We start from the raw sequence: 24,957 nt of genomic DNA, 5'->3' as shown, positions 1-24,957 counted from the left end.
CGTATCCCAAAGTGTCTAACTGGAGATTGCCTAAACCGGAACGCCGGAACTATCCGGCTATGCGTAATGCCGCAAGGCGATAAATTTCAAGGGGTAAAAACCCAAGAAAGATGACGCTGAATATCCGGCATGGCAACGGAGCCTCCGTAGTAGTCCGAGGGCGGGAAAGCTGTCTACATGGCGAAGGGAGGCAGGATGTCAACCAATTCATAAAAAGGAAAGGTGCGTGAGGCATTATGAGAAGTCCTGAAAATGTGTTGGAAAGCCTAAAATCCAAGGCGTGTAACAAGAGTTACAAGTACGAGCGGTTATACCGCAACCTGTACAATCCACAATTCTATCTGCTGGCATATCAGCGGATACAGGCGAAACCAGGCAACATGACAGCCGGAACAGACGGCAAAACCATTGACGGAATGGGAATGGCAAGGATAAACGCCCTCATTGAAAAGATGCGGGATTTTAGTTACCAGCCTAACCCGACAAGGAGAACGTATATCCCGAAATCCAATGGGAAAATGCGTCCTCTGGGGATACCGTCATTCGACGATAAACTGATACAGGAGGTGGTGCGGCTCATCTTAGAGAGTATTTATGAGCCAACCTTTAGCGACTATTCCCACGGTTTCCGTATAAACAGAAGCTGTCATACGGCACTCAAATATGTGCAGAAATATTTTACGGGGACAAAGTGGTTCGTTGAGGGGGATATAAAGGGCTGTTTTGACAACGTAGACCATCATGTGTTGATTGCTATTTTGCGAAAGCGGATTGCAGATGAATATTTCATCGGTCTGCTCTGGAAGTTCTTGAAAGCTGGATATATGGAGGATTGGAATTACCACAATACTTATTCCGGCACTCCGCAAGGCTCAATCATCAGCCCTATCCTGGCAAACATCTACATGAACGAACTGGACAGTTATATGGCAGAGTATGCAGAGAAATTCAACTGCGGAAACCGCCGTAAAATCAATCCTGCGTTCAAGAAGAAATTGGATGTCTGCCGAGGAAAAGAACAAAGGCTTAAAAGAAATATCTCTAAAATGAGCGTGGAAGAAAGAGAGGGCTTAATTGCAGAAATCCGGGAACTTCGGCGTAGTCTGAAATCTATACCGTATAGCGACCAGATGGACGATAGCTATAAACGGCTTTGCTATATCCGATACGCCGATGATTTCTTAATCGGAGTTATCGGCAGCAAAGAGGACGCAGAACAGATTAAACAAGATGTAGGCTACTTTATCCGGGACAAACTCCATCTGGAAATGTCCGAGGAAAAGACATTGATTACTCATGGACACGACTCTGCGAAGTTCTTGGGATATGAGGTCACAATCGCCAAAGGCGAACACAACAAAAAGACCAAAACCGGGGCTACCAGACGGGTAAACAATGGAAAAGTCTTACTTTATGTTCCCCATGATAAGTGGGTAAAACGATTGTTCTCCTACAATGCCCTCAAGATTAAATACGACAAACAAAATGGAAACAAAGAGGTTTGGGAGCCTGTCCGGCGCACTCGCCTGTTGCACTTGGACGATTTGGAAATCCTAAACCAATACAACGCAGAAATCCGTGGATTGTATAACTACTACCGACTTGCAAACAACGTGTCAGTACTCAATAACTTCTACTATGTAATGAGATACAGTATGCTCAAAACCTTTGCTGGAAAATATCGGACACGAATCAGCAGAATTATCCGCAAGTACCGTCAAGGAAAAGATTTTGTTGTGGAATATCCGAAGAAAAACGGCAAGGTCGGAAAGGTATTGTTTTACAATAATGGGTTCCGCCGGGACACTAAAGTAGAAAGCGGAAATCCTGATATAGTAGCAAGAATTTTTGAGAATTATGGGCGTAATAGCCTTATAAAAAGACTGCAAGCAAACAGGTGTGAGTGGTGTGGCGCAGAGAATGTGCCGCTTGAAATACACCATATACGAAAACTCAAAGATTTAAGTGGCAGAAAACAATGGGAAATCGCCATGATTGGGCGTAAGCGCAAGACAATGGCACTCTGCATTGACTGCCACGATAAGTTACACGCAGGAAAGTTAGACTGACATCTGGAGAGCCGGATACATCGAGAGGTGTAAGTCCGGTTCGGAGGGGAGTTCTCGGAAACCTGCCATAGTGATATGGTAAGGCGCCGGGTTCTTACCCTACTGCTGACCAGTCTGGCCCCCATCCCCGTTGCTACGCTTTCCAACCGGGAGCTTGGCGGCACCGGGCAGAACTATATCAAGTCCCTGTTTGCCGTTGGCTTTCAAGGGCTGCTGATCCTTGTATGTGTTGCAATTTACGCGGTGCTCATTCAAGGCATCGCAACAAGCGGCGATCCCATCGGGGCGATTTGGGGAACTGTGGGCTACACGGTTTTGCTTTGCTTCATGCTCTTTAAGACCGGGAGCATTGCCCAGCGTATCTTTGGCGCTCACTAACAGGAGGAGGTGCTTATGCCGAGAAGATACGGGGCGAATGGAACGCGCTTATGGAATGGAAAAACGCCGGAGGAGTTTACTGAAGCGGACGCTTACCGCTTTATGGCGGAAACGGAGGCCGTCCTGCAAAGAAAAGAGCTGATGGACGATCCCGCCCAGCCTGCTCCGGCAAGCGGAAAGGAGGAATTTTATCTGAGTAAGAAGGACGATGTATTGCTGACCCCGGAGCAGATTGCTGCGGAGGAACGGCGCTGGCTGTTTGATGCTCCCATCGCGGAGCTTGCAGAAGTCAAGGGCGTTAGCATTGATGAGGCAGTAAAAATGCGGACAGATGCTGTCTTGCAGGAGGCGGTTGTTCCGATCACGGTATCTGTCCGCCCGATTGAGCCGCAGGGAAAACTGATCGGCTTCGCCAGCGTCAATTTTGGCGGTGTGGTCATCGACGATTTTAAGGTTGTGGACGGAAAAAACGGAATTTTCCTCGGTGCTCCCTCTAAACCCGATCCTGCCAGCCGGACGGGATACCGGGCTACGGTTCGGATTCCTGACCGTGCCACACAGGAACGGATCAATGCAGCTGGTGTGGAGGCGTATCATGCGGCGGTGGAACAGCTTGTTACACGGGCCCAGGCGGTACGGCCTGCCCCGATCAAGGAGCAGATGGCCGAGGCCGCAAAGCAGGCAGGAAAAGAAAACGCCGCCCGGCCTGCGCCTGCCAAGGCAAAGGAGGCCCGCAATGACCGATAGCCGCACTTTGGGACAACGTGTCCCGAAGGAGGGCTTGTTTCTCATGGACGGCATCGAGGGCTTGCATTCTTTGCCAAAACATAGCGTGGATATGCTGCTGACTGATCCGCCCTACGGCACAACCCGGAATTATTGGGATGTGCCCCTGCCGCTCCCGGAGCTGTGGGAGGCGGTGAAATGGGCAGTCAAGCCGAATGGCGCAGTGCTGTTTTTCGCACAGTGCCCCTTTGACAAGGTGCTGGGCGCATCCAACCTCGCCATGCTCCGCTATGAGTGGATTTGGTACAAGGAGCGCGGAACGGGCTTTCTCAATGCAAACCGGGCTCCACTGAAAAAGTCCGAGAATATCTTAGTGTTTTACCAGAAGTCCCCGGTCTACAATCCGCAGTTTACTTATGGCAAGCCTTATACCCGTGTTCATTCCCGAAGCGGTACAAGCTCCAACTATGGGAAATTTGAACGGCAGGGCTCCGAGTCCAACGATGGCCGCCGCTATCCCGGAAATGTACTATTTGTGCCTACGGTGTCCGGCGGCATCCATCCTACACAGAAGCCTGTGGAGCTTTGTGAGTACCTGATCCGCACCTATACCCGCCCCGGAGAACTGGTCGCGGACATTTGCGTTGGCTCCGGCACAACCGCGATTGCAGCCATCAACACAGAACGCCGCTTTGTATGCTTTGAAACGGCCCCGTCCTTTTATGCCGCCGCCAGTGAGCGCATCCGTGCGGCGCAGGCAGTAAAAAGCTCCGGCGAGAAAGGAGTGTAATTATCCAGCAGTATTCTATCATTTACGCCGATCCCCCTTGGCGCTACTCGGCTAAGAAAGTACAGGGCGCGGCGGAAAATCATTATCCCACTATGAGCATTGAGGATTTATGTGCGTTGCCTGTGGCTGATCTTGCAGCCCCGGACAGCGCACTCTTTTTATGGGCTACTTTCCCGCAGCTCCCGGAGGCGCTCCGGCTGATCGAGGCTTGGGGCTTCACCTACAAAAGCGTTGCTTTCGTCTGGCTGAAAAAGAACAAGAAGGCGGATAGCTGGTTTTACGGCCTTGGCTTCTGGACAAGGGGCAATGCAGAAATCTGCCTGCTGGCGACCAAGGGACATCCAAAGCGGCAGGCTGCCAACATTCATCAATTCATCATTTCCCCGATTGAAGCCCATAGCAAAAAGCCGGACGAGGCCCGCGCCAAAATCATTTCCCTGATGGGCGATCTGCCCCGCGTGGAGCTTTTTGCCAGGCAGACCCCGCCCGGCTGGGCTGTATGGGGAAATGAAGTAACACCAACCATCCCGGACTTTGGGACACATTGTCCCGAAGTGCAGAAAGGAGTGTGATCTATGCCCTATGTAAACGTACCAAACGATTTATCCAAAATCAAAACAAAGATGGCTTTCAACCTCACCAAACGCCAGCTTGTCTGCTTCGGCAGCGCGGGCGCAGTGGGGATTCCGGCCTATCTGCTGACCCGTGGCACCCTCGGCAATACCGGGGCGATGTTTCTCATGCTGGGAATTATGCTCCCGGCGTTCCTGCTGGCCATGTATGAAAAGGACGGCTTACCCTTTGAAAAGGTGGTGCGGAATATCATCCGGGCCAAGTTTCTAAGGCCGGGGATCAGGGCCTACCGAACCGAAAACATTTATGCGCCCTTTGCCGGGCCGGGCGCTGGAAAGGAGGATGTGATTGAAAAACACAAAGAAGAAAAACGTAGCCGCCGCCAAGGGTAAAGGCCGGGCGACCCTGTCTGCCCAACAGACAATCCCGTATCTGTCCATGCACCCGGACGGTGTGTGCAAGCTCCCGGGTGGGCTCTATACAAAAACCGTGGAATATGAGGACATCAATTACTCCGTGGCATCCACCGAGGATCAGACTGCCATATTCAGCGGATGGAGTTCATTTCTCAACTACTTTGACAGTTCGCTGCCGTTCCAGCTTTCCTTTATCAACCGTCGTTCCCATTCCCGCAGCCGCTATCAAGTCAATATCCCGAAAGCGGATGACAACTATAACAGCGTCCGGGATGAGTTTACCGGGATGCTGAAAAATCAGATTGCCAAAAGCAATAACGGCATTGAACGCTCAAAATACATCACCTTTGGCATACCCGCCGAGGGGATTGCGGAGGCACGGCCCCGTCTGGAGCGTGTGGAGGCCGATGTCATGGGAAACTTTAAGCGACTGGGCGTTCCCTCGGAGCCGATGGACGGACGGGCCCGCCTTGCGCTGCTTCATAGCCAGATGCACCCGGGGAGCCGTGAGGCGTTCCGCTTTTCGTGGAAAGACATCCCGCAGACTGGGCTCGGCACAAAAGACTTTATTGCCCCGGACAGTCTCGACTTCCGCCAGTCCCGCACATTCCGCATCGGCCAGTATTGGGGCGCGGTGTCCTACTTACAGATTATGGCATCGGAGCTTTCGGATAAGTTGCTGGCGGAAATCTTGGAGCTGGATGCGGAAATGACCGTGACCATGCACATTCAGACCGTGGATCAGCTCAAGGCAATTAAGACCATCAAGGGGAAAATCTCGGACATCGGAAAAATGAAAGTGGAGGAACAGAGAAAGGCTGTGCGCTCCGGCTATGACCCGGACATTCTTCCCCCTGACCTGATTACATTCAGCAAGGACGCGGCGGAGCTTCTGGCTGATTTGCAATCCCGCAATGAGCGAATGTTTCTGCTGACCTTTACGGTGGTAAACCTTGCCCCTACTCGCCAGCGGCTGGAAAACGATGTGTTTACCGTGGGCGGCATCGCGCAGAAATACAACTGCGCTCTGCGCCGTCTGGACTGGCAACAGGAACAGGGCTTTGTTTCTTCGCTGGCCCTTGGCTACAACGAGGTAGAAATCCAGCGCGGTATGACAACCAGCTCCACAGCCATTTTTATCCCCTTTATGACAAGGGAGCTCCGCATGGCTGGACAGGCCCTCTACTATGGCATGAACGCACTTTCTCACAATGTCATCATGGCTGACCGCAAAAAGCTGAAATCGGCAAACGGGATGTACTTGGGCTCTACGGGCTCCGGAAAGAGCTTTGCCGCAAAGCGCGAGCTCTTGAATGTGTTTCTCACCATCCCGCAGGATCGGATCATCGTGGTTGACCCGATGGGCGAATACGCGCCGCTGGTGCGAAGGCTGGGCGGTCAGGTGATCGAGATTGCCCCGGACAGCCCGCACCATCTCAATCCGATGGATGTGGAGCTCAATATGGCTGCCGGAGAAAGCCCGCTTTCCATGAAGGCGGATTTTCTTTTGTCCCTGTGCGAGCTGGTGGTCGGCGGCAAGGAAGGCTTGCAGCCCATTGAAAAGACGGTCATTGACCGCTGTGTGCGTTTGGTGTACCGGGAACAGGCGCTCGGACTGGAAACTGCAAAAACACCGCTGTTGCAGGATTTGTACGAAGAGCTCTTACGCCAGCCGGAGCCCGAAGCCCGGCGCGTGGCAACTGCCTTAGAGCTTTATTGCACAGGCTCCCTCAATCTCTTTAACCATCCTACCAACGTCAAGACGGACAGCCGTGTGGTGTGCATCGTTCTGAAAAACATGGGCGAAAACCTTAGAAAGATTGCAATGCACATCACAAATGAGTTTGTTTCGCAGGCGGTGGATCAGAACTTCCACGAGGGCGCGGCAACTTGGTGCTACTTTGACGAGTTTCACATTCTGCTCCGTGATCCACTGACAGCCAGCTACTTTGTGGCGGTCTGGAAAATGCTGCGTAAAAAAGGATGTGTGCCGTCTGCTTTGACGCAGAACGTCAAAGACCTTTTGGCAAGCCGTGAAATCGAGAACATTCTGGACAACACGGATTTTATGATTCTGCTTTCGCAGGCGCAGAGTGACCGTACCATTCTGGCAAAACAGCTCGGTATTTCCGAGCATCAGCTTTCCTATATCACACACAGCAATTCCGGCGAGGGGCTGTTGTTCTATGGAAATGTAACCATTCCGTTTGTGGATCGGTTCCCTCGCGGAGAAATCTATGACCTGCTGACTACCCGCCCGGAGGATATGAAGAATGAAACGAAAAACGAATAAGACCAAGGAGGAGGCTTGGTCGCAGACCGCCCACGCCCCTGACGGGGAACAGCCCGGGCCGGAGGCTTCCGACACTTCGGGACAAAGTGTCCCGAAGTCCAAGTTCCGCAAAAAGAGCCAGCAGGAACAGGCTGCGGCGGCAAAGCTCCACATGGAGTCCCAAGGCGAAAAACTGGAACAGGCCCGGGAGAAGCTGGCAAAGCAAAAGCCGCCGAAAAAGCCCGGCCCGGTAAAACGCATAGGCCGTGTTGCCAGCGGTTCCGTTCACAGCTTCGTGCATGGCAAGATTTTTGAAGTGGAACAGGAAAATGTCGGCACGGAAGGCGCACACCGTTCTGAGCTTGTGGGAGAAACCGCGCTACGGCATGGCTCTCGCTTTGTGCGCCGTAAAGTCCGGGAACATCCGGCAAAAGTGGTACGCAAGGCCGAGGCCCGCTATACCAAGTACACGGCGGACTACCATTTTCACACCGCCGCACAGGAGCACCCGGAGCTGACGAAAAATGCCCTTACCCGCTACTGGCAGAAGCAACGGCTCCGCAGGCAATACCGCAAGCAGGCAAAGGAGGCTGCAAAGCAGAGCGCGGCTGCGGCTGGGAAAACTGCCACAGCCACAGAACGCCTGACTGCCCGGGCAGTGGAATTTGTCAAAAGTCATCCCGCAGGTGCTGTGATTGCGGTGCTCTGTGTGTTACTCCTGTTTGCTATGCAGTCCTGTTCCTCTACCATGCTTATGCTGGGGAACGCCGGGGCCGGTGCATTAGGGGCCAGCACCTATCCTTGCGAGGATCGGGATATGCTGGCCGCCGAAGCTGCCTACTGTGCGCTGGAAGATGATTTGCAGCATTATCTGGACACCTATGAAAGCACCCATGACTATGACGAATACCACTTCGATCTGGACGAAATCGAACATGACCCCTATGTGCTGCTTTCTCTTTTGTGTGCGCTCCATGAGGGGCAATGGACAATAGACGAAGTACAGGGAACGCTGCAAATGCTGTTTGACCGCCAGTACATTCTCACGGAGGATGTAGTGGTGGAAACCCGGTATCGCACGGAAACCGACACATGGACGGACGCGGACGGCAACTCCCATACGGACACCTATCAGGTGCCTTACGACTATTACATCTGTACGGTCACGCTGGAGAACTTTGATTTATCCCATGTGCCCGTATATGTCATGGGCGAGGAGCAGCTTTCACGGTATGCCATCTATATGGCAACGCTGGGAAACCGCCCCGATCTGTTCCCGGATTCTCCCTATGTGAACAAGTACATTACCGGGAAACCCGGTGATTACGAAGTGCCCGGAGAATATCTGGACGATGAAACCTTTGCCGCGATGCTTGCCGAGGCGCAGAAATATATCGGCTATCCCTATGTGTGGGGCGGCAGTTCTCCCGCCACTTCCTTTGATTGCTCGGGCTACGTTTCGTGGGTCATCAATCACTCCGGCTGGAATGTGGGCAGGCTGGGAGCCCAGGGACTCTATAACATCTGTACGCCGACCAGTTCTCCCAAAACCGGTGATCTGGTGTTCTTCAAAGGCACCTATGACACGCCGGGTGTGAGCCATTGCGGGATTTATGTCGGTGACGGGAAAATGCTGCATTGCGGAGATCCCATCGGCTACGCAAATTTGAATACAAGCTACTGGCAATCTCATTTTTACGCCTACGGGCGTTTACCGTGACAGGAGGTTTTGAAATGGCAACTACCAAAAGCATGAAAATTCAGGCCGAGATTGATAAGGTCAAGGCCAAAATCAGTGAACAGCAGGCCCGGCTCAAGGAACTGGAACAGAAAAAGCTGGAGGCAGAAAACAGCGAGATCGTGGACATTGTGCGCGGCATGAGCATTTCTCTTACGGAGCTCCCGCTGCTGTTTGAGAAGCTGAAGGACGGCGGCACTTTGGGACAAAGTGTCCCGAAGTCCGAAGAAGAAAAGAAGGAGGAAAACTGAATATGAAACATTTTCGTATGTTGGCGGCGGGGCTTTGCTCCGCCGTTCTTTTATGCGGCTTTGCAATCCCGGCCTATGCCTATTCGGACGGCGGGAATGAGGAACCGCCTGTTGTGGAAGAAACTCCGACCCCGGAGCCTGCACCTACCATTACCCCGGGCGAGGGCTTTTCGGAGGATGGAAACCTTGTGACCCGCGATCTGCTCTACGATGCTGCAACCAACAAACAGTTCATCACGGTGGAAACCAACGGCGGCAACACCTTTTACATTGTCATTGACTATGACAAGCCTGTGGACGAGGACGGCGAACAGTATCACACCTACTTTTTGAACATGGTGGATGAAGCCGATCTGCTGGCGGCACTGGAGGCCGCTGGCGGAGAACTTCCGGCCTGCTCCTGCACAGAAAAATGTGCGCCCGGAGCCATCCATACGGATTGCGAGGTCTGCGCGGTCAACATGACCGAGTGTGCTGGCACAGCTCCCGAACCCGCCCCGGTGACGGAACCTGCGGAGGAGCCGGAACCCGAGCCCCAACAGGAAAGCAATACCGGGACACTTCTGCTGATTTTGGCTGTGGCTGTTCTGGGTGGCGGTGCAGGCTGGTACTTCAAAATTTACCGCCCGAAGCATGAAAAAGCTGCTGTACCCGAAGAGGATTACAGCGAGGAACTGGCTGATTATGACGATCCCGAGGACGATGGGCCGCCTTGGGACGAGGACGATACCGAAAGCGAGGATAATGAATGAGATTTACCAACAACCCCTATGAGGGATTTATGAAAGAAAAAAGCTACTTTAAGGGTGTGCCGCCCAGCCTGCCGCCGAAGGGCTCCCGTTGTGACGGCTGCCCTTACTGGCGCGGGATCGGCTGCGTGTTCTGCTACCGGGAGCAGCTCAAACCACCGGGCAACGGGAGGTGATGCTGTGGGCCGAGAACTGACCCGGACAGAAAAAGCGGCAATCCGCAGGCTGGTGTCAAAATGGTGTGCCAACTATGACCGGGACTGCGGCTGCCTGCCGCTGGATTGCGAGTGCTATATGTTTGGGAAATGCTGGACGGGGGCTTATTGCCGCTACTTCCGCGAGGCAGTTCTGCCCCTTGATCCGGCGCTGGAGGCTGCGTTGCTGACAGAGGGGCCAAGGCCGGATTTCAAGGCTTGCCCGGTATGTGGCAGAGCCGTGGCTCCTGATGGACGGCAAACCTATTGTTCGGCGGCCTGTGCAAAGGCGGCACACCGCAGACAGCAGCGGGAATATATGCGGAAAAAACGGGGCTGATGTGTTGACAATTAGGCCAGCCTAAACCCGCTTATGACAAGGCTTTTTAAGGCCCTTTTCTGCGGGAGGTGTATGTTTCTATGTCCGGCCCTGTTTCCGTGAGATGCTGTCAACATTTTAGCTGCCGGGGCTTTGGGACAATTTGTCCCAAAGTTCCGGCTTTTGTGGAAGGAGATACTATGCCGAAATATTATCCGATCAACGAAGAAGCCGCAAAGCGGGCAAAAGATATGAACAGCTTTTCCGACTATCAGCCGGGCTCCGCTACGGCGGGCTACCGGGCAATGGTCGATGAAGCGTATGCAGCGGCGGAACGCCAGAAAGCGCGTGTCGATCCCATGTACCATGATAAGATTGACACACTGGTGGATCGCTATGCCCGGAAACTTGCCGAAAATCTGAATGAACGCAATGTGATTGATGCCCGTGTACCCTCTATTCTGATCTCTGGGGGCGGCAACTTCCCTGTGGCAAAAAAGCACAAGCAGAACGCCGCCCGGGATCGCAACTATGGAGAGTATGCGGAGATTTCAAAGCTGCTTGATAAAATCCGCTCTGTTGGTATGGGCGGGATCAGCGCAGACGATGATCTGGCCGTGGAAAAGCTGACAAAAAAGCTGGAGGGGCTGGAGTCCCAGCAGGCCACCATGAAGGCGGTCAATGCGTATTTTCGGAAACACAAAACGCTGGACGGCTGCCCGGAGCTTACGCCGGAGCAGGCCGAAAAGCTCAAAGCAGATATGGCGCAGTCATGGCACTTGGATAAAAGCAAGCCGTACCCCGCCTATCTGCTTTCCAACAACAACGCCAACATCCGCCGTGTACGCCAGCGCATTGAGGAACTGAGCAGCCGCTCCGAGTTTGCTGGCTGGACATTCCCCGGAGGTGAGGCCAAAATCAACGAGGCTGAAAACCGTTTGCAGCTTATTTTTGAGGAAAAGCCCGATGCCGATCAGCGGCAGGAACTGAAAAGCAACGGCTTTAAGTGGGCTCCCAGCCAAGGGGCATGGCAGCGGCAGCTTAACCAGAACGCCATCCGTGCTGCGGCCCGGATAGACTTTCTGCGACCCGAGGACGGTACAAGCCCCTATCAGCTCCAGCCGTTTGTGAAAAGAGAAAACAAAGAAATGTCTCGATGATGGGAGGTGTACTATGGACAAAAATCAAGGCTATGCTATTTTGAAGGCGGTCATGCTGGAAAATGGGCGGGGATTTGCATTGGGCGAACATCCCACCGCGCCATCCCGCTATGTCACATGGGCCTGCTATGATGACAAGGACGGCCAGCGGCAGTACGAATGGGGTCACTATGGAAATGACCGCACCGCGATGGAACAGGATTTTGCAGACCGGGTGCAGGACTATCAGCGTATTTATAACGTGGGGATCAGGCAGACCGAGGCTCCCGGCCTTTACAAGTATTATTCGACCCAGCGGCCTGTGGACATCGGGACATTCCCGAAGCCGCCTTATAACAAGCCGGATGAAATCTTCAATTACGATCAGCGCATCCCGGTGGAAAATGGCTCGTTCCTGGCTTGGGGCTATCTTACCTATACCCGCCCGCTAACGGAAAAACAGGCATCCGACTATGAGCTGCGTCCTGCGCCTGATAATCCCGACAGGCCCCGTCCGATTGCCGAGCAGATGAAAAATGCGGCAAAGTTGGCGGAGGCAGATCGCGGCTCGGAGGCTCCGGCTCCCCAACGGAGGCAGCCTGACCGTGGCGATAGATAAGGAGGTGCGTATATGGAAAAGAAACGTGAACAGGAATTGTCTGTACTGGAGGTGCTGCGCCTGCACCGTGAATTTCATTTGCCGCACCCTGTTCCGGCAGACGAACAGGAAAAGCCGCTGGATAAGGTAAAGGAGCCGCCCCGCGCCTGCCGCAGCCGGGAGCGTGAGGAGCGATGACAAAAAAGCGCCGCCGTCCGATCCATCTTCATGTGATGGTGTCGGAGGCGGAGCAGGCTCTGATTCAAGAACGTATGGCGGAGGCTGGCATCCGTAATATGGGAGCCTATATGCGGAAAATGGCCCTGAGTGGGTATGTGCTTCATGTTGACCTTTCGCCTGTTCGTGAGCTGGTTTCGCTCCAGCGGCGCTGCTCCAACAATCTGAACCAAGTGGCAATTCAGGCCAACACCTACGGCGCAATTTATCCCGAAGAACTCGCAGCCTTACAGCGGGACTATGCCGCTTTGTGGGGGCCGCTGTCTGATCTCTTGAAACAGCTCTCCGCGCTGGTAGAGCTCTGATCCAGCCGGGGAGTGGTTGATACCGCTCCCCGGCTTTTTCTACTTCGGGACAAAGTGTCCCAAAGTAAAAATACTGTTTGCCGGAAGGAGGGATTTTTACGGCGACCACCTACATCCGCCCTTATAAAACAGCGGCGGGAAAAAGTGCAATTCAAACGATGGAGGATCGTTTCACCTATGGCCTGAACCCGGAAAAGCTGGGAGCCGTATCTTCCTATCTCTGCGATCCGAACACGGCCCCCGCCGAGTTTCTTTTGGTAAAAAGTCAATACCTTGCAGAGACAGGCCGGGCCGTATCCCGCGGGGCCCTGTTCTTTCAGATCCGGCAGGCGTTCCTGCCCGGGGAGGTTACGGCGGAAGAAGCAAACCGTATCGGCTATGAAACGGCGATGCGCTGGACAAAGGGAAAGTATCAGTTCTTCGTCTGTACGCATACCGACAAGGCCCATATCCACAATCACATTTATTTCAATGCGACGGCCTTTGACCGCTCCCGGAAATTTCATAATTTCATTGGTTCGTCCTTTGCCCTGCGGCGGCTCTCTGACCGCGTGTGCATCGAACATGAATTGTCTGTTATCCAAAATCCGCGCCAGCACAGCAAGGGCCGCTTTCTCCACTATGGCCAGTGGATCGGGGAAAAGCCGCCCTCTGCCAAGCAGCGGGTACGTCTGGCTATTCTCGCCGCTTTGGAGAAAAAGCCCACGGACTTTGCCGACTTTCTTCGTCTCATGGAGGAGTCCGGCTTTGCCGTAAAACAGGGGCGCGGCGGTGTCATCTCATTCCTTGCGCCCGGACAGGAAAAATCAACCCGGCTCCGGGCTTCTACACTGGGAGCCGGATTTGACCCGGAGGACATCAAGGCGGTAATTGCTGGGGAACGTCCGCTCCCTGAACTACCAGAGGAGCCCACGGTTCCGCCACGGCGAGTTAATCTTATCATCGACATTCAAGAGCGTATGGCCCAGGGCAAAGGCCCGGCCTATGAACGATGGGCCAAGGTCTACAACCTAAAACAGATGGCTGCCGCGCTCCAGTATTTGCAGGAGCATCATCTGACAGACTATGCGGCGCTGACGGCCAGCACCGAGGCTGCGGTGGATCACTTTCACAAGCTGTCTGACGAGCTCCGCACAACGGAGGAGGCCCTTTCCAAAACCTCGGAGCTGATGGCTGCCACGGTGGACTATGCCAAGACCCGCCCGGTGTTCGATGGGTACAAGGCTGCGCGGTACAGCAAAAAGTATCTGGCCCAGCATGAAGCAGAGCTTGCCACTTACCGGGCGGCAAAGGATACCATGAACACCATACTGAACGGCGCAAAGCTCCCTAAGATTGAAGCACTAAAAAAATCCCGCCGTGAGCTGGCGGGACAAAAGAAAGAGCTTTATGCAGAATACCGGGATGCCCAGCGGCAAATGCGGGAGGCCGTGGCAATAAAAGCGAACATTGATCATCTGCTCGGCATAACAGACGAGCGTGAAAATAAGGCCCAGGAACGATAGTGACGGGCCGCAGACTACGGTGCAACGCACCGGGACTTTGGGACAATTTGTCCCGAAGTACAGCGGGTTTGGGGAGCTCCCCAACAAGCATTTTTGCGGGCCCTGCGCCCTGCAAAAATTTCGGAGTGTGGCCACACCCGAATTGCTTGCCATTTAGCGGCACCCCCGAAAAGCCCTCTAAAAACGAGAAAAACGAAGGCCCTTTTTACTTGACCTCCGTTTCGCTGGCTTTTTGTAGTCCCTCTGCTGTGGCCTCCATGACCGTCAATTCCTTTTCGTCCATTGTATTGAGCAGCCTGTCAATATGCTGGCGGCAGTCGCTTTCGCCGTTCTGCCTGTCAGGATAAAAGAACTGGTCTACGGAAATATCCAACAGGGTGACGATTTGGTAAAAGGTGTTCAGGCTTGGATGCTGGCCCCGGTTCTCAAAATACATGATGGAACGAGGGGTACGGTCTACGAGCTGTGCAAGGTATTCCTGTGTCCAGCCTTTCGCCTCTCTCTTGCGCTTGATCTCCCGGCCTAATGCGTGGAAGTCAAGCCGTCTGGTGTCTTGGTACATTCTCATATCACCCCTATATTATTTTACATTTCGGGTTTGACTATGAGAACGAAACACAATTTTATGTTTTAGTAGTATTTTATTGCCCGTCGGCAAGGTTGCCGATGTTACACGGACAAGGTATAATAACAGAAAGAAAAATTGAAAACTACACTTTAATCACAAAAATCTATGATACGCTATCTTTGGAGGTGTTATTATGCAAAGGATTTTAGTCGTTGAGGACGATTTTGATATTCAAGAACTTTTACAGAATTTTTTACAAGAAGCAGGATATGAAGTAGCTGTTGCAAATGATGGTGTCGAGGCACTCTCTTTATTTGCAGGCCAACGATATGACTTGATTGTATTGGACATTATGCTCCCCAAAATTGACGGTTACGGTGTCTGTGAATTGATACGCAAGCAATCTGATGTTCCCATCATTATGCTAACCGCATTAAGCGGAGAAGAAGATCAGATTAAAGGATTGGATTTGCAGGTGGATGACTACATCACAAAACCGTTTTCTATGCCTGTCCTGCTCCGCAAAATTGCGGCTGTACTTCGGCGCAGTAACCGGGGAACAGATGAAAAGTATCAAATCATTACTTATGGCAATTTGCTTTTGAATTGTGACAACTACACCGCCACCGTGGACGGAGTTACTTATGAACTGACGCAAAAGGAATTTGAAATATTGCGGGAACTGCTGACCCATCAGGGCCGGATATTGACCCGGCAGAACTTGTTGGATAAGCTGTGGCGATATGATTTTTATGGGGACGAGCGTGTTGTTGATACCCATATCAAAAATCTACGAAAAAAATTGGGAATAGATTTCATTCAAACGATCAGAGGGGTGGGATATAAAGTTGATAAAGAGAATTAAAGGCAGTCTGTTTGCTAAAGTCTTTATTCTGACTGTGGCAGTTTTGCTCTGCGTGAGCTTCCTTGTCTATGGCGTTTTGGCTTGGTATATGCCTCAAACCTATTCTAACAATCTCAATGCGGCATTAGATGAACAGACAAGCGACTTTATTTATGAATTAGAACATATCCGTATGCAGGATAGCGGCGGACTTTTTGACCAGTTTCTTCAAAACACAACGATTAGCATGGTGGAACTTTATACTGCTGATGGTGTTCTGATGGAAACACCGTCTAACCAAAATGACTTTTACGATGGGATCACCGGGGAGGCTCTTGGCGGAACATCTTATGAAAGTGCGCCGATTATATCCAACAGCTATTACTTCTCATTTGCAGATGATAATAGCCAATATATTTTAACAGTTTATGGAGAAGCCTCTCAAATCGCAGAACTGCGGCAATCATTTGTAAGCGTATTACCGATTTTGTTTTGCGTTATTCTCCTTGTATCGTTGGCAACCGCTTGGGGGTATTCTCGTATCATTACAAACCCGGTATTAAAAATCAGTCGGATTTCTAAAGAAATGTCTGATATGCGGCTGGAATGGCAACTTGAGGAACGCCGTTCTGACGAGCTGGGTGTACTGGAGAATAGCTTGAATACGCTGTCCCGGAAACTATCTGCTACCTTGGAGGAGTTGCAAAGTGCAAATCTCCAGCTCCAAAAGGATATTGAACATCAAAAGGCGCTGGAACGGGCACAACAGGATTTCTTTTCTTCCGCTTCTCATGAACTGAAAACCCCTATCACCATTATCAAGGGTCAATTAGAGGGGATGCTATTGGGTATAGGGGCATATAAAGACCACGAAAAGTATCTTGCCCGATCCTTGGAAGTTGCGGCTACGCTTGAAACGATGGTGCAGGAAATATTAACGATTTCAAGGCTGGAAACCAATGTCGATTTCAAAATGGAGCATTTTGATTGCGCTCCCATGATACATGGCTATTTGAGGGAGATTGATGATTTAGTGGCAACAAAAGAGCTGCAAATACATCTTGCTATACAGTCTCCCGCTTTTATCAATGGGAACAAATTGCTGATTGAAAAGGTGTTCTCCAATTTGATTTCAAATGCCATAAAGTATTCGCCGCATGGAGCAAGCGTTGATATTATTTTACAAAATACCAACGGACGCTTTTTGTTCTCTGTAGAGAACACAGGTACACATATACCCGAAGATGATATTCCCAAATTGTTTGACGCTTTTTATCGTATGGAGCAATCCCGCAGTAGAAGAACAGGCGGCAGCGGCTTAGGGCTTTATATGGTTCAAAGAATTTTACAACAACATAACAGCTATTGTGAGGCTTGCAACACAGAAAACGGTGTTAAATTCTTCTTCACGATTTAGCGGACAATCAGCGGCAGGTGAACAACCTGCCGCTTTTTTTAACTACACATAAATCACAAACTAATCCCAAAGGTATCCCAAAATGCTTTGCTATACTTGGGGTACATTCAAAGAAAGGATTGGTAAACACTATGAAACGAATGGTATTATGCGCTGCGTCCATGCTCTTGTTAGGCTGTTTGGCCGGATGCAGCACGACACCACAGAACAGCCAGGAACAAGGTAATCCCGTTATCAAGGAAGAAATCAGTCAACCTCTTGGCGGCTCTGAGGCGCTGGGAAACAGCGAGGACAGTTCGGCACTCTCCGCCGCAGACAAAGAAAAAATGTTTGCACCTTATGAACAATATGGGATGACCTATGATGCGGTCAAAGATGAACTTACCTATAACGGGAATTTGGTTCGCTGGTTTGAGGACTATTATCCCATCGGTAACAATGAAACCGCCGGTATTGATTTTCTAAATGAGAATGGCACAGTAGATGTGTATGCTGTACGGGATTTAGAGAGCTTTTCAAAAGCGGCTGACGGTTCCGTTGATCCGGCGGGTAAGCTGATTGGCTTAAAAGAGTTTACCCAGCAGGAATTTGACGCACGGGATATTGAGGCGTTGAAAAACAGCACATCCGTTGCTATGGCAGGAACGCCGCTTGAAGATAGCGAAACTGCAAAGCTCGTTGCAGAGTATGAGGCATTTGGAGTAACCTATGATGCCGAAAAAGATCAGTGGTATTTCAATGGTGAGGAAGTCCGCTATTTCCGGGATGTTCTCACTTCTAATGGTGAAAGCCTCACCAGCGGAAAATTCCGAGGCGAAATGAGAACGCTTGGAAGTGGTGTTGGCACAATAGACATTTATACCGTTCGTGATTACGGCCACTTGAACAGCGAACATCACGGAACATTAACTGGCATCGAGAAATACAGTCAAGAGGAATTTGACGAGCATACACAGGCCGGAATGTCTGGAAATCAGCCCATAGGTAATGCAAGCCATAACTAAACAAAGCATTTAACTGCCGCACGACGGCAAAAGAAAAAAAGCCGTCGTACAGCAGCCTATCAATACGCCTATTTGAAACGGCGGCTCAATTTTCAGAGCCGCCGTTTCTCTTTGGATATTCAGTAACCCCACGGCGGCCCATAGGAGGGTGTCGCCGTGTCCATCTTACTTTCTCACAATTCCCATGACCTTCACCAGCTAAAAAAAGCGTAGCTCCCCCTCCGGGACAGTCTGACTATGAAGGTACAATATATCAGTACAATTATGATAATGTAATTTCATGCGTCTGCATAGCGTCTTGCTGTGCGGGCGCTTTTTTGTACTTCGAGACAAATTGTCCCGAGGTGCGGGGCGGCTCCCCGGGATGCCGCTCCCCACCGAGCCCCGTTTCGGTCACTCATCCACCCAACACCGAAACGGAGGTTTATTTATGACTACAATCAATCTGAAGGATTTTTATTATTGGTACACACAGGATCAGTTTATTGAGGTTTCTGACGAGGTAGCCGAAGTGTTTGTGTCCGATGCCCGGCACGAAATGGCCTACCAGCGGCGGCTCTCCCGGCATAAGGCGCAGTATTCTCTGGACTGCGATGACGGGATCGAATATTCCGCCTGCCTGCATGAGCCAACGCCCCAGGAGCTTCTGGAGCGCATGGAGCTGTTCATCCGTCTGTGGAACGCACTCAACTCTTTGCCGGAGATCCAGGGCCGCAGGATTGATGCCCACATCATTCTTGGAAAGAGCATCAAGGAAATTGCCGAGGCCGAGGGCGTACATGAGGAGTCTGTTCGCCAGTCGATCAAGCGTGGCCTTGAGCGTATGAAAAAAACTTTTTGATTTTTTCATTTTCCCCACTTGGAAATGATGAAAAAATGTCTCGGTTTATGAAAGAAGATATTCTTCTTTTCGCAGATAAACAGCGGCGGCCCCGGGCATAGTCCGGGGAGCCGGGTGGCGGGTGCGCTGTGACTTTTTCTTCGGAAGAACGAGCGAACAACACCAACGCCGCAACTGGGCCGGGCCGCCCCACGGCCACGATCCGGCATAGGACAGGCTGGCCGCTTGTCCCTCCGGGCTGTCCTCTTATCTGCGAGGGAACGCCGCTTTGAGCATGGTTGTCTTTGGACAGGGCAAGAAAATGGGAGCGGCGTTCTCTATTTTATACTTACATGGAGTGAGGCAAGAGGGCAGCATCGTTTGGGTGCTGCCCTCTTGCGTTTCCCCATGATATGCGGGAGGCGTATCCTATTTTTGATAAGGAGGTTTTACCGTGAGATTAACGGCAAAGGAACTGGAACAAATGAAAAGCGTTGACATCGGCGCAGTGGCTCCCGAGTCCCTGCCGGATGTGAGCGGTATGATCTTTGACACCTCTCTCCCCCGGGAGGAGCGGATCGCTCTGTTTTTGCAGGCGGTAGAAAATCCATACTGCTTTTGCATCGGCGGGATCGGTGTAAAAATTGAATTTGCGGAAAGCGGGCCGTCCTTGCAGGACACGCTGACGGACTTCCTTCTCCGGCAAAAAAGCGGGCTGTAACTTCGGTTATGGCCCGTTTCTACTTTGAGACAAAGTGTCCCGAGGCGGAGGCATCCTTGTTGTCCCGCCCGAGCAGAGGTATAATATAGATGTAATGTGATAGGGAAGGAGGAACAATGGCACGAACAAAAAACAGAGGATTGCAACAGAGTTTCTCTCCCTCTTATACCGTCCGCCGCTGGCGGCTGGGCGCATACATCCGGCTCTCCAAGGAGGACTTGAAAAAGGGAAAGGACGACAGCAACAGCGTCATCAACCAGCGTGATCTGCTCAATGACTTTTACCAGAAGCATATCGGAGAATTTGAAAGTGTTTCCGAATATGTAGACGATGGACACACAGGAACGGACGCCAACCGGGAGAACTTCCAGCGGCTCCTTTCCGATGTAATGAGCGGAAAAATTAACTGCGTGGTAGTAAAAGACCTGTCCCGCTTCGCACGAAATTATAGCGATGCCGGAAGTTTGATCGATAACCTGTTTGTTCAAATGGGTGTTCGCTTTATCAGCCTTGCTGAGAATGTGGACAGCTACAAGAACCCCGACAGCATTTCAAATATCATCGTTCCCATTACAAACGTGATGAACGATAATTACTGCTATCAGACTTCCAAAAAGATCCGGCAGGTATTTGATTACAAACGGCGCAACGGCCAGTATATCGGAGCATTTGCTCCTTACGGCTATGTAAAGCACCCAAAGGACAAGCACAGGCTGATTGTTGATCCCGATGCTGCTGAAAATGTCAAACTCATTTTCACAATGCTTATTCAAGGGTCATCAAAACGTGCTATCGCGCTGTACCTGAACGAACACGGCGTACCGAGCCCCTCGGCTTACAAGGTACAAAAGGGCTTGCCTGTTTCGACAAGAGGGTATGACGATCCTATGTGGGGAGTCCGCATGATCCACTCCATTCTTACCAATCCGACCTACACCGGGGATTTAGCCCAAGGCCGAAGCCGGGTGAAAAGCTACAAGGTACACCAGATTGAAGCTGTTCCACGCGAGGAATGGGTGGAAGTGGCTGGAACGCATGAGGCCATTATCGACTATGAAACTTTCGACAAGGTACAGGCTCTCTTACAGCGTGATACCCGTACTTCCCCGAAAGGCCGTGAGGTACATTTATTCAGCGGCTTTCTGAAATGTGCCGATTGCGGGCGGGCCATTACCCGATGCGTTGGCAAGAACAACAATGTATATTATTCTTGCTCAACCTACAAGAACCGTTCCCGGACAGCCTGCACCATGCACTCAATCAAGCATGAACGGCTGGAGGCCGCTGTTTTGTTCGCTGTACAGCATCAGGTACATTTGGCTGTTTCCTACTCGGAAATCGTCACGCAGATCAATTCCGCTCCAATCAAAAAAAGCCAGTCTTACCGACTGGACGATCTGATAGCTGCAAAAGAGCGGGAACTGACAAAGATAACACGCTACAAGCAATCTCTTTATCAGGACTGGAAAGACGGTGAAATCACCCAGCAGGAATACCGGGATATGAAGGCTGACTACGAACGGCAGACTTCTGATATTTCCGCGGTGCTTACCCGGCTGAACGCTGAACGCGCAGAACTGGCAAACGGTGTGGACAACGAGCATCCTGCACTGGTAGCCTTTATGAAGTATCAGAACATTGAAGCCCTCAACCGTGAAATCTTGGTTGAACTTGTGGACTATATCAAGGTCTATGAAAACGGCAATATCAGCGTGAAATTCAAATTTGCTGACGAGCTCCGCAAGATTGCCGAGTACATTGAAATCAACACTACGGAAGATACCACAGTAGCGGGCTAACCCCCGCTACGAACCCCTTTGACAGTGTGTTTTCCTAATAGGCGCTAATCATATGATTATGATACATCCAGATTCCGAAAACAAATTGATAGTGGAAGTAATTCTGTTTATGGAAGCTGCATTATCATTTTCTGTTCTGATTTCCAATGATGCAAGTCAATTTTATAATTCTTCAAAAGATGAATTAGTTGATATTATAGAGATTAAACAAAACACGAAAGGAAAACCATGAAAAACTTATATTCATTATTTTTATCCCAGGCCTATCAGGATTGCTGGGATGACTACAACAGATCACTGAAACTTCGAAATTTTCCAAAATGGGATTAGGTAATTCTGACTGCTTCAAATGAACAGCAGGCGGAGGGTTTTCGCAAGCAGATCGATGAAAGAAAGAAATTTTTGCCGGCAGGTACGAAATTTGTTGCAATTCCTGATCGTGGCGGTAAGAGAGTTGGTTCCGGTGGCGCGACTCTGGAAGTGCTTAAATATCTTCATGAACAGGAAGAGGATTTTGAAGGGCTTCGTGTGCTGGTGATCCATTCCGGTGGAGACAGCAAGCGCGTCCCACAGTATTCTGCCCTGGGCAAGTTTTTTTCGCCGGTTCCGCATAAACTTCCGAATGGACGTAACTCTACATTGTTTGATGAGTTTATGATCAGCATGAGTTCTGTTCCGTCCAGGATTCGTGAGGGTATGGTTTTGCTGTCGGGAGATGTTCTGCTGTTGTTTAATCCGCTTCAGATTGATTATAACAATGTGGGTGCAGCGGCGATTTCTTTTAAAGAGAATGTGGAGACGGGTAAGAATCACGGCGTGTATCTGAATGGTGAAAACGGCAATGTGAAGTGCTGTCTTCAGAAGAAGTCTGTGGAAGTATTACGGGAAGTCGGAGCTGTCAATGAATTGGACTGTGTGGATATTGATACGGGTGCTCTGATCTTCAGCACGGATATGATGAGATCGTTGTATTCTCTGATTGCCACTGAGGAAGATTATGACAGGCATGTAAATGAAAAGACGAGACTTTCGCTTTATGCAGATATTCTGTATCCGCTGGCTGAGGATTCTACGCTTGAGGATTTTTATCAGGAAAAACCGGAAGGTGAATTCTGCGAGGAACTGACGGAAGCGAGGGAGCGTGTCTGGAAAGTATTGCGGCCGTACCGCATGAAGCTTCTTCGTCTGTCGCCTGCGAAATTTATTCATTTTGGTACTACCAGAGAGATTCTGGCGTTGATGAGTGGCGGAGTGAATGAATACAGTGATCTTGGATGGAGCCGTCTGGTGGGCAGCAGTATCCGAAATAATGCAGCGGGATATAACAGTGTTCTGAGTAGCAAGGCTTCTGTCGGAAGTGACTGCTACCTGGAAGTTTCCTATGTTCATGGAAATTCAAAAATAGGTGACCGTTGTGTGCTTTCTTACATAGACATCCAGGACCGGATCATTCCGGACGGAATTGTGCTGCATGGGCTGAAGCAGAGGGATGGAAGGTTCATTGTGCGTATTTTCGGAGTGAATGATAATCCGAAAGAGAACCTGCTGTTTGGCAGAGATCTGGATGAGCTTGAGCGGAATTTTGATGTGAAATTCTGGGAGAACCAGCCACATACATTATGGTCGGCAAATTTGTATGCGGAGGCAGATACGATTCAGGAGGCGGTAGATGCTTCTCTGGAATTATATGCTGCTGTAACCGGTGAGAAGGTTTTTGACAGGGATTCCTGGAATGCTGTTTCTCACAAATCGCTTTGTGCAGGTTTTAATGATGCGGATCCGGATGCGATTATTGCATGGAACAGACGCATGGAAGATCTTGTGGCTATGGATGAGATCGCAAAGGCTATTCATAATCAGGTTCCAGTGGATCAGATCGGAAAGAGACATTTGCTGACCAAGATTCAGAAAGAATGGGTCAGAAAGCGGCTTAAAAAAGCGGATTTCAGTGAAAAAATGCGTCTTCATTATTACCTGGGCATGGTTCTGGATGATGAAAATGAGATTCAGAAGTGTTTCCAGACAATCCAGAGTGAAGTTCTGGAATCTACGATAAAGAATCTGGTTTATAACGAGAAGTCCAGGATCGTGAGTGAGCGTCATACCGTGAAACTTCCTCTGCGTGTGAACTGGGGTGGCGGCTGGAGTGATACTCCTCCGTATTGTAACGAAAACGGTGGTACGGTACTGAATGTTGCGATTCTTCTGAACGGTGAAAAACCGGTGGAAGTTACACTGGAGCGGATTGATGATCTGAAAGTAATTTTTGACAGCAGGGATATGGATGTTCACGGTGAGTTTGATACGATCGAACCGTTACAGATGACGGGTGATCCGTTTGATCCGTTTGCACTGCAGAAGGCGTGTCTTCTGGCCTGCGGAATCATTCCGAGGGAAGGGCATGAGCTGTCTGAGATACTGAAGCGTCTTGGTGATGGTTTTGTAATGCACTCTGAAGTGACGAATGTGCCAAAAGGTTCCGGACTTGGTACTTCATCGATTCTTTCCGCGGCTTGTGTGAAAGCTGTATTTGAGTTTATGGGTATTGCATATACGGAAGAGGATCTGTATTCGCATGTGCTGGCTATGGAGCAGATCATGTCTACCGGTGGCGGATGGCAGGATCAGGTGGGAGGTATTACACCGGGTCTGAAATATATTACTTCTATGCCGGGGCTGGAGCAGAAGATCAAAGTGACACATGTGGAGATTCCGGAGGAGACGAAGCGGGAACTGGATGAAAGATTTGTTCTTATTTATACCGGGCAGAGGCGTCTTGCAAGAAATCTTCTCAGAGATGTGGTTGGCCGTTATGTGGGAAATGAACCGGACAGTCTTTTTGCACTGGAGGAGATTCAGAAGACAGCTGCGCTGATGCGTTTTGAGCTGGAACGTGGCAATGTGGATGGTTTTGCGAAGCTTCTGGATTATCACTGGGAGCTGAGCAAGAAGGTTGATGCAGGAAGCAGTAATACTCTGATCGAGCAGATTTTCAGCAGTATTGAAGATCTGATTGACGGTAAACTTGTCTGTGGCGCCGGTGGAGGTGGTTTCCTCCAGGTGATTCTGAAGAAGGGTGTTTTGAAACAGGAAGTGGAAGAGCATCTGAATAATGTGTTTATGGATAGTTTAGTTTGTGTGGCGGATTGCAGGCTTGTGTGGTAGGGGTGTAGCGTTTGTGTCTATGGACTGGAGAATAGTCCTGCAATCAGTGTGATGCAAAGATCATTGGGAAGATATGATGATATTCTTAAGCATGTACATGGGATGGATTCAGAATTATAAACTGGCGAAATTAAAAAAACGTTTTCGAGAGGAAAACGGGTATGAAAAATTACCTGGTGTTGAGGAAACACCAGGTAAAAAAATAAGCAGAAACTTTAACAAGTTAATTTGATAAAATATATACTGCCTGGGTATTGTCATTACTATAGAATTGCTATAGACAGAAATAACAGCTGTTCAATGATAACAAAATAGTGTATAATTTTATCAAATAAGGATACGGAATGAAAAGATGAATTT

25 protein-coding genes and 1 pseudogene are annotated in these 24,957 nt (G+C 50.4%); 25 read left to right on the top strand and 1 reads right to left on the bottom strand.

Annotation, left to right across the window (positions count from 1 at the left end):
* Positions 1-236: 236 nt before the first annotated feature.
* The 17 genes and pseudogenes from V9W66_RS01145 (at position 237) to V9W66_RS01065 (ending at position 14,259) form a co-directional block, all read left to right on the top strand.
* Positions 237-2,069 (top strand): reverse transcriptase/maturase family protein, encoded by a 1,833-nt coding sequence (locus V9W66_RS01145; protein ID WP_144093316.1) that lies wholly within the window; start codon positions 237-239, stop codon positions 2,067-2,069.
* Positions 2,070-2,168: 99 nt separating this feature from the next.
* A pseudogene (locus V9W66_RS01140) lies at positions 2,169-2,447 on the top strand (VirB6/TrbL-like conjugal transfer protein, CD1112 family); the annotation flags it as partial.
* A 15-nt stretch (positions 2,448-2,462) separates the two neighbouring features.
* A complete protein-coding gene (locus tag V9W66_RS01135) occupies positions 2,463-3,194 on the top strand; it encodes a septation protein SpoVG family protein (protein ID WP_144100319.1) in 732 nt (243 codons plus the stop codon).
* Complete coding sequence (locus V9W66_RS01130; protein ID WP_144093159.1) at positions 3,184-3,963, top strand: DNA-methyltransferase; 780 nt, start codon at positions 3,184-3,186, stop codon at positions 3,961-3,963. Before V9W66_RS01135 ends, V9W66_RS01130 begins: the two co-directional genes overlap by 11 nt.
* Positions 3,964-3,965: 2 nt before the next feature.
* A complete protein-coding gene (locus tag V9W66_RS01125) occupies positions 3,966-4,535 on the top strand; it encodes an MT-A70 family methyltransferase (RefSeq protein WP_257319276.1) in 570 nt (189 codons plus the stop codon).
* A 3-nt stretch (positions 4,536-4,538) separates the two neighbouring features.
* Complete coding sequence (locus V9W66_RS01120) at positions 4,539-4,928, top strand: PrgI family protein (RefSeq protein ID WP_015563852.1); 390 nt, start codon at positions 4,539-4,541, stop codon at positions 4,926-4,928.
* Positions 4,885-7,245 carry a VirB4-like conjugal transfer ATPase, CD1110 family gene (locus tag V9W66_RS01115; RefSeq protein WP_186290004.1) on the top strand — a complete coding sequence of 787 codons (2,361 nt, stop codon included), beginning with the start codon at positions 4,885-4,887 and terminating at the stop codon, positions 7,243-7,245. The genes V9W66_RS01120 and V9W66_RS01115 overlap by 44 nt, the downstream gene beginning before the upstream one ends.
* Positions 7,226-8,944, top strand: coding sequence for a C40 family peptidase (locus V9W66_RS01110; protein WP_144100321.1), 1,719 nt, complete (start codon positions 7,226-7,228; stop codon positions 8,942-8,944). Before V9W66_RS01115 ends, V9W66_RS01110 begins: the two co-directional genes overlap by 20 nt.
* A 14-nt stretch (positions 8,945-8,958) precedes the next feature.
* On the top strand, positions 8,959-9,213 hold the full coding sequence (locus V9W66_RS01105; protein WP_014080213.1) for a DUF4315 family protein: 255 nt from the start codon (positions 8,959-8,961) through the stop codon (positions 9,211-9,213).
* A 2-nt stretch (positions 9,214-9,215) separates the two neighbouring features.
* The gene (locus V9W66_RS01100; protein WP_144095184.1) at positions 9,216-9,965 is read left to right on the top strand and encodes a DUF4366 domain-containing protein; all 750 of its coding nucleotides are present in this window, start codon (positions 9,216-9,218) and stop codon (positions 9,963-9,965) included.
* Complete coding sequence (locus V9W66_RS01095; RefSeq protein WP_014080211.1) at positions 9,962-10,138, top strand: hypothetical protein; 177 nt, start codon at positions 9,962-9,964, stop codon at positions 10,136-10,138. Before V9W66_RS01100 ends, V9W66_RS01095 begins: the two co-directional genes overlap by 4 nt.
* A 4-nt stretch (positions 10,139-10,142) precedes the next feature.
* A complete protein-coding gene (locus V9W66_RS01090) occupies positions 10,143-10,496 on the top strand; it encodes a cysteine-rich VLP domain-containing protein (protein ID WP_055228207.1) in 354 nt (117 codons plus the stop codon).
* A gap of 179 nt (positions 10,497-10,675) precedes the next feature.
* Positions 10,676-11,635 (top strand): hypothetical protein, encoded by a 960-nt coding sequence (locus tag V9W66_RS01085; protein WP_144095182.1) that lies wholly within the window; start codon positions 10,676-10,678, stop codon positions 11,633-11,635.
* Positions 11,636-11,648: 13 nt separating this feature from the next.
* The gene (locus tag V9W66_RS01080; RefSeq protein ID WP_015553305.1) at positions 11,649-12,233 is read left to right on the top strand and encodes a hypothetical protein; all 585 of its coding nucleotides are present in this window, start codon (positions 11,649-11,651) and stop codon (positions 12,231-12,233) included.
* Positions 12,234-12,245: 12 nt separating this feature from the next.
* Positions 12,246-12,410, top strand: coding sequence for a hypothetical protein (locus V9W66_RS01075; protein ID WP_014080207.1), 165 nt, complete (start codon positions 12,246-12,248; stop codon positions 12,408-12,410).
* Positions 12,407-12,754, top strand: coding sequence for a plasmid mobilization protein (locus V9W66_RS01070; protein ID WP_003020363.1), 348 nt, complete (start codon positions 12,407-12,409; stop codon positions 12,752-12,754). Before V9W66_RS01075 ends, V9W66_RS01070 begins: the two co-directional genes overlap by 4 nt.
* A gap of 158 nt (positions 12,755-12,912) precedes the next feature.
* On the top strand, positions 12,913-14,259 hold the full coding sequence (locus V9W66_RS01065) for a relaxase/mobilization nuclease domain-containing protein (protein WP_186292800.1): 1,347 nt from the start codon (positions 12,913-12,915) through the stop codon (positions 14,257-14,259).
* A 205-nt stretch (positions 14,260-14,464) separates the two neighbouring features.
* On the opposite strand, the gene V9W66_RS01060 is transcribed toward V9W66_RS01065, so the two are convergent.
* Positions 14,465-14,821, bottom strand: coding sequence for a helix-turn-helix domain-containing protein (locus tag V9W66_RS01060; RefSeq protein WP_144094113.1), 357 nt, complete (start codon positions 14,819-14,821; stop codon positions 14,465-14,467).
* 199 nt (positions 14,822-15,020) lie between these two features.
* On the opposite strand from V9W66_RS01060, the gene V9W66_RS01055 reads away from it, so the two are divergent.
* From V9W66_RS01055 to V9W66_RS01020, 8 genes are all read left to right on the top strand, one after another.
* Entirely contained in the window at positions 15,021-15,692 is a 672-nt protein-coding gene (locus V9W66_RS01055) for a response regulator transcription factor (protein ID WP_144094111.1), read from the top strand.
* On the top strand, positions 15,676-17,088 hold the full coding sequence (locus V9W66_RS01050) for a sensor histidine kinase (RefSeq protein WP_144094112.1): 1,413 nt from the start codon (positions 15,676-15,678) through the stop codon (positions 17,086-17,088). Before V9W66_RS01055 ends, V9W66_RS01050 begins: the two co-directional genes overlap by 17 nt.
* A 131-nt stretch (positions 17,089-17,219) precedes the next feature.
* Positions 17,220-18,092 carry a hypothetical protein gene (locus V9W66_RS01045; protein WP_243125562.1) on the top strand — a complete coding sequence of 291 codons (873 nt, stop codon included), beginning with the start codon at positions 17,220-17,222 and terminating at the stop codon, positions 18,090-18,092.
* Between the two features lie 430 nt (positions 18,093-18,522).
* Positions 18,523-18,933 carry an RNA polymerase sigma factor gene (locus tag V9W66_RS01040; protein ID WP_117465015.1) on the top strand — a complete coding sequence of 137 codons (411 nt, stop codon included), beginning with the start codon at positions 18,523-18,525 and terminating at the stop codon, positions 18,931-18,933.
* A 433-nt stretch (positions 18,934-19,366) separates the two neighbouring features.
* The gene (locus V9W66_RS01035; RefSeq protein WP_117465016.1) at positions 19,367-19,633 is read left to right on the top strand and encodes a DUF6870 family protein; all 267 of its coding nucleotides are present in this window, start codon (positions 19,367-19,369) and stop codon (positions 19,631-19,633) included.
* A 116-nt stretch (positions 19,634-19,749) separates the two neighbouring features.
* On the top strand, positions 19,750-21,432 hold the full coding sequence (locus V9W66_RS01030; protein ID WP_144092927.1) for a recombinase family protein: 1,683 nt from the start codon (positions 19,750-19,752) through the stop codon (positions 21,430-21,432).
* Between the two features lie 52 nt (positions 21,433-21,484).
* Complete coding sequence (locus V9W66_RS01025) at positions 21,485-21,664, top strand: hypothetical protein (protein ID WP_144092925.1); 180 nt, start codon at positions 21,485-21,487, stop codon at positions 21,662-21,664.
* Between the two features lie 170 nt (positions 21,665-21,834).
* Positions 21,835-24,597, top strand: coding sequence for a fucose pyrophosphorylase domain-containing protein (locus V9W66_RS01020; RefSeq protein WP_243121600.1), 2,763 nt, complete (start codon positions 21,835-21,837; stop codon positions 24,595-24,597).
* Positions 24,598-24,957 lie beyond the last annotated feature (360 nt).

The sequence above is a fragment of the Blautia massiliensis (ex Durand et al. 2017) genome (assembly GCF_051861785.1).
GTDB classification, from domain to species: domain Bacteria; phylum Bacillota; class Clostridia; order Lachnospirales; family Lachnospiraceae; genus Blautia_A; species Blautia_A luti_A.
The sequence above is the reverse complement of the archived record's forward strand: the minus strand, read 5'-3'. Positions and strand labels throughout refer to the sequence as shown.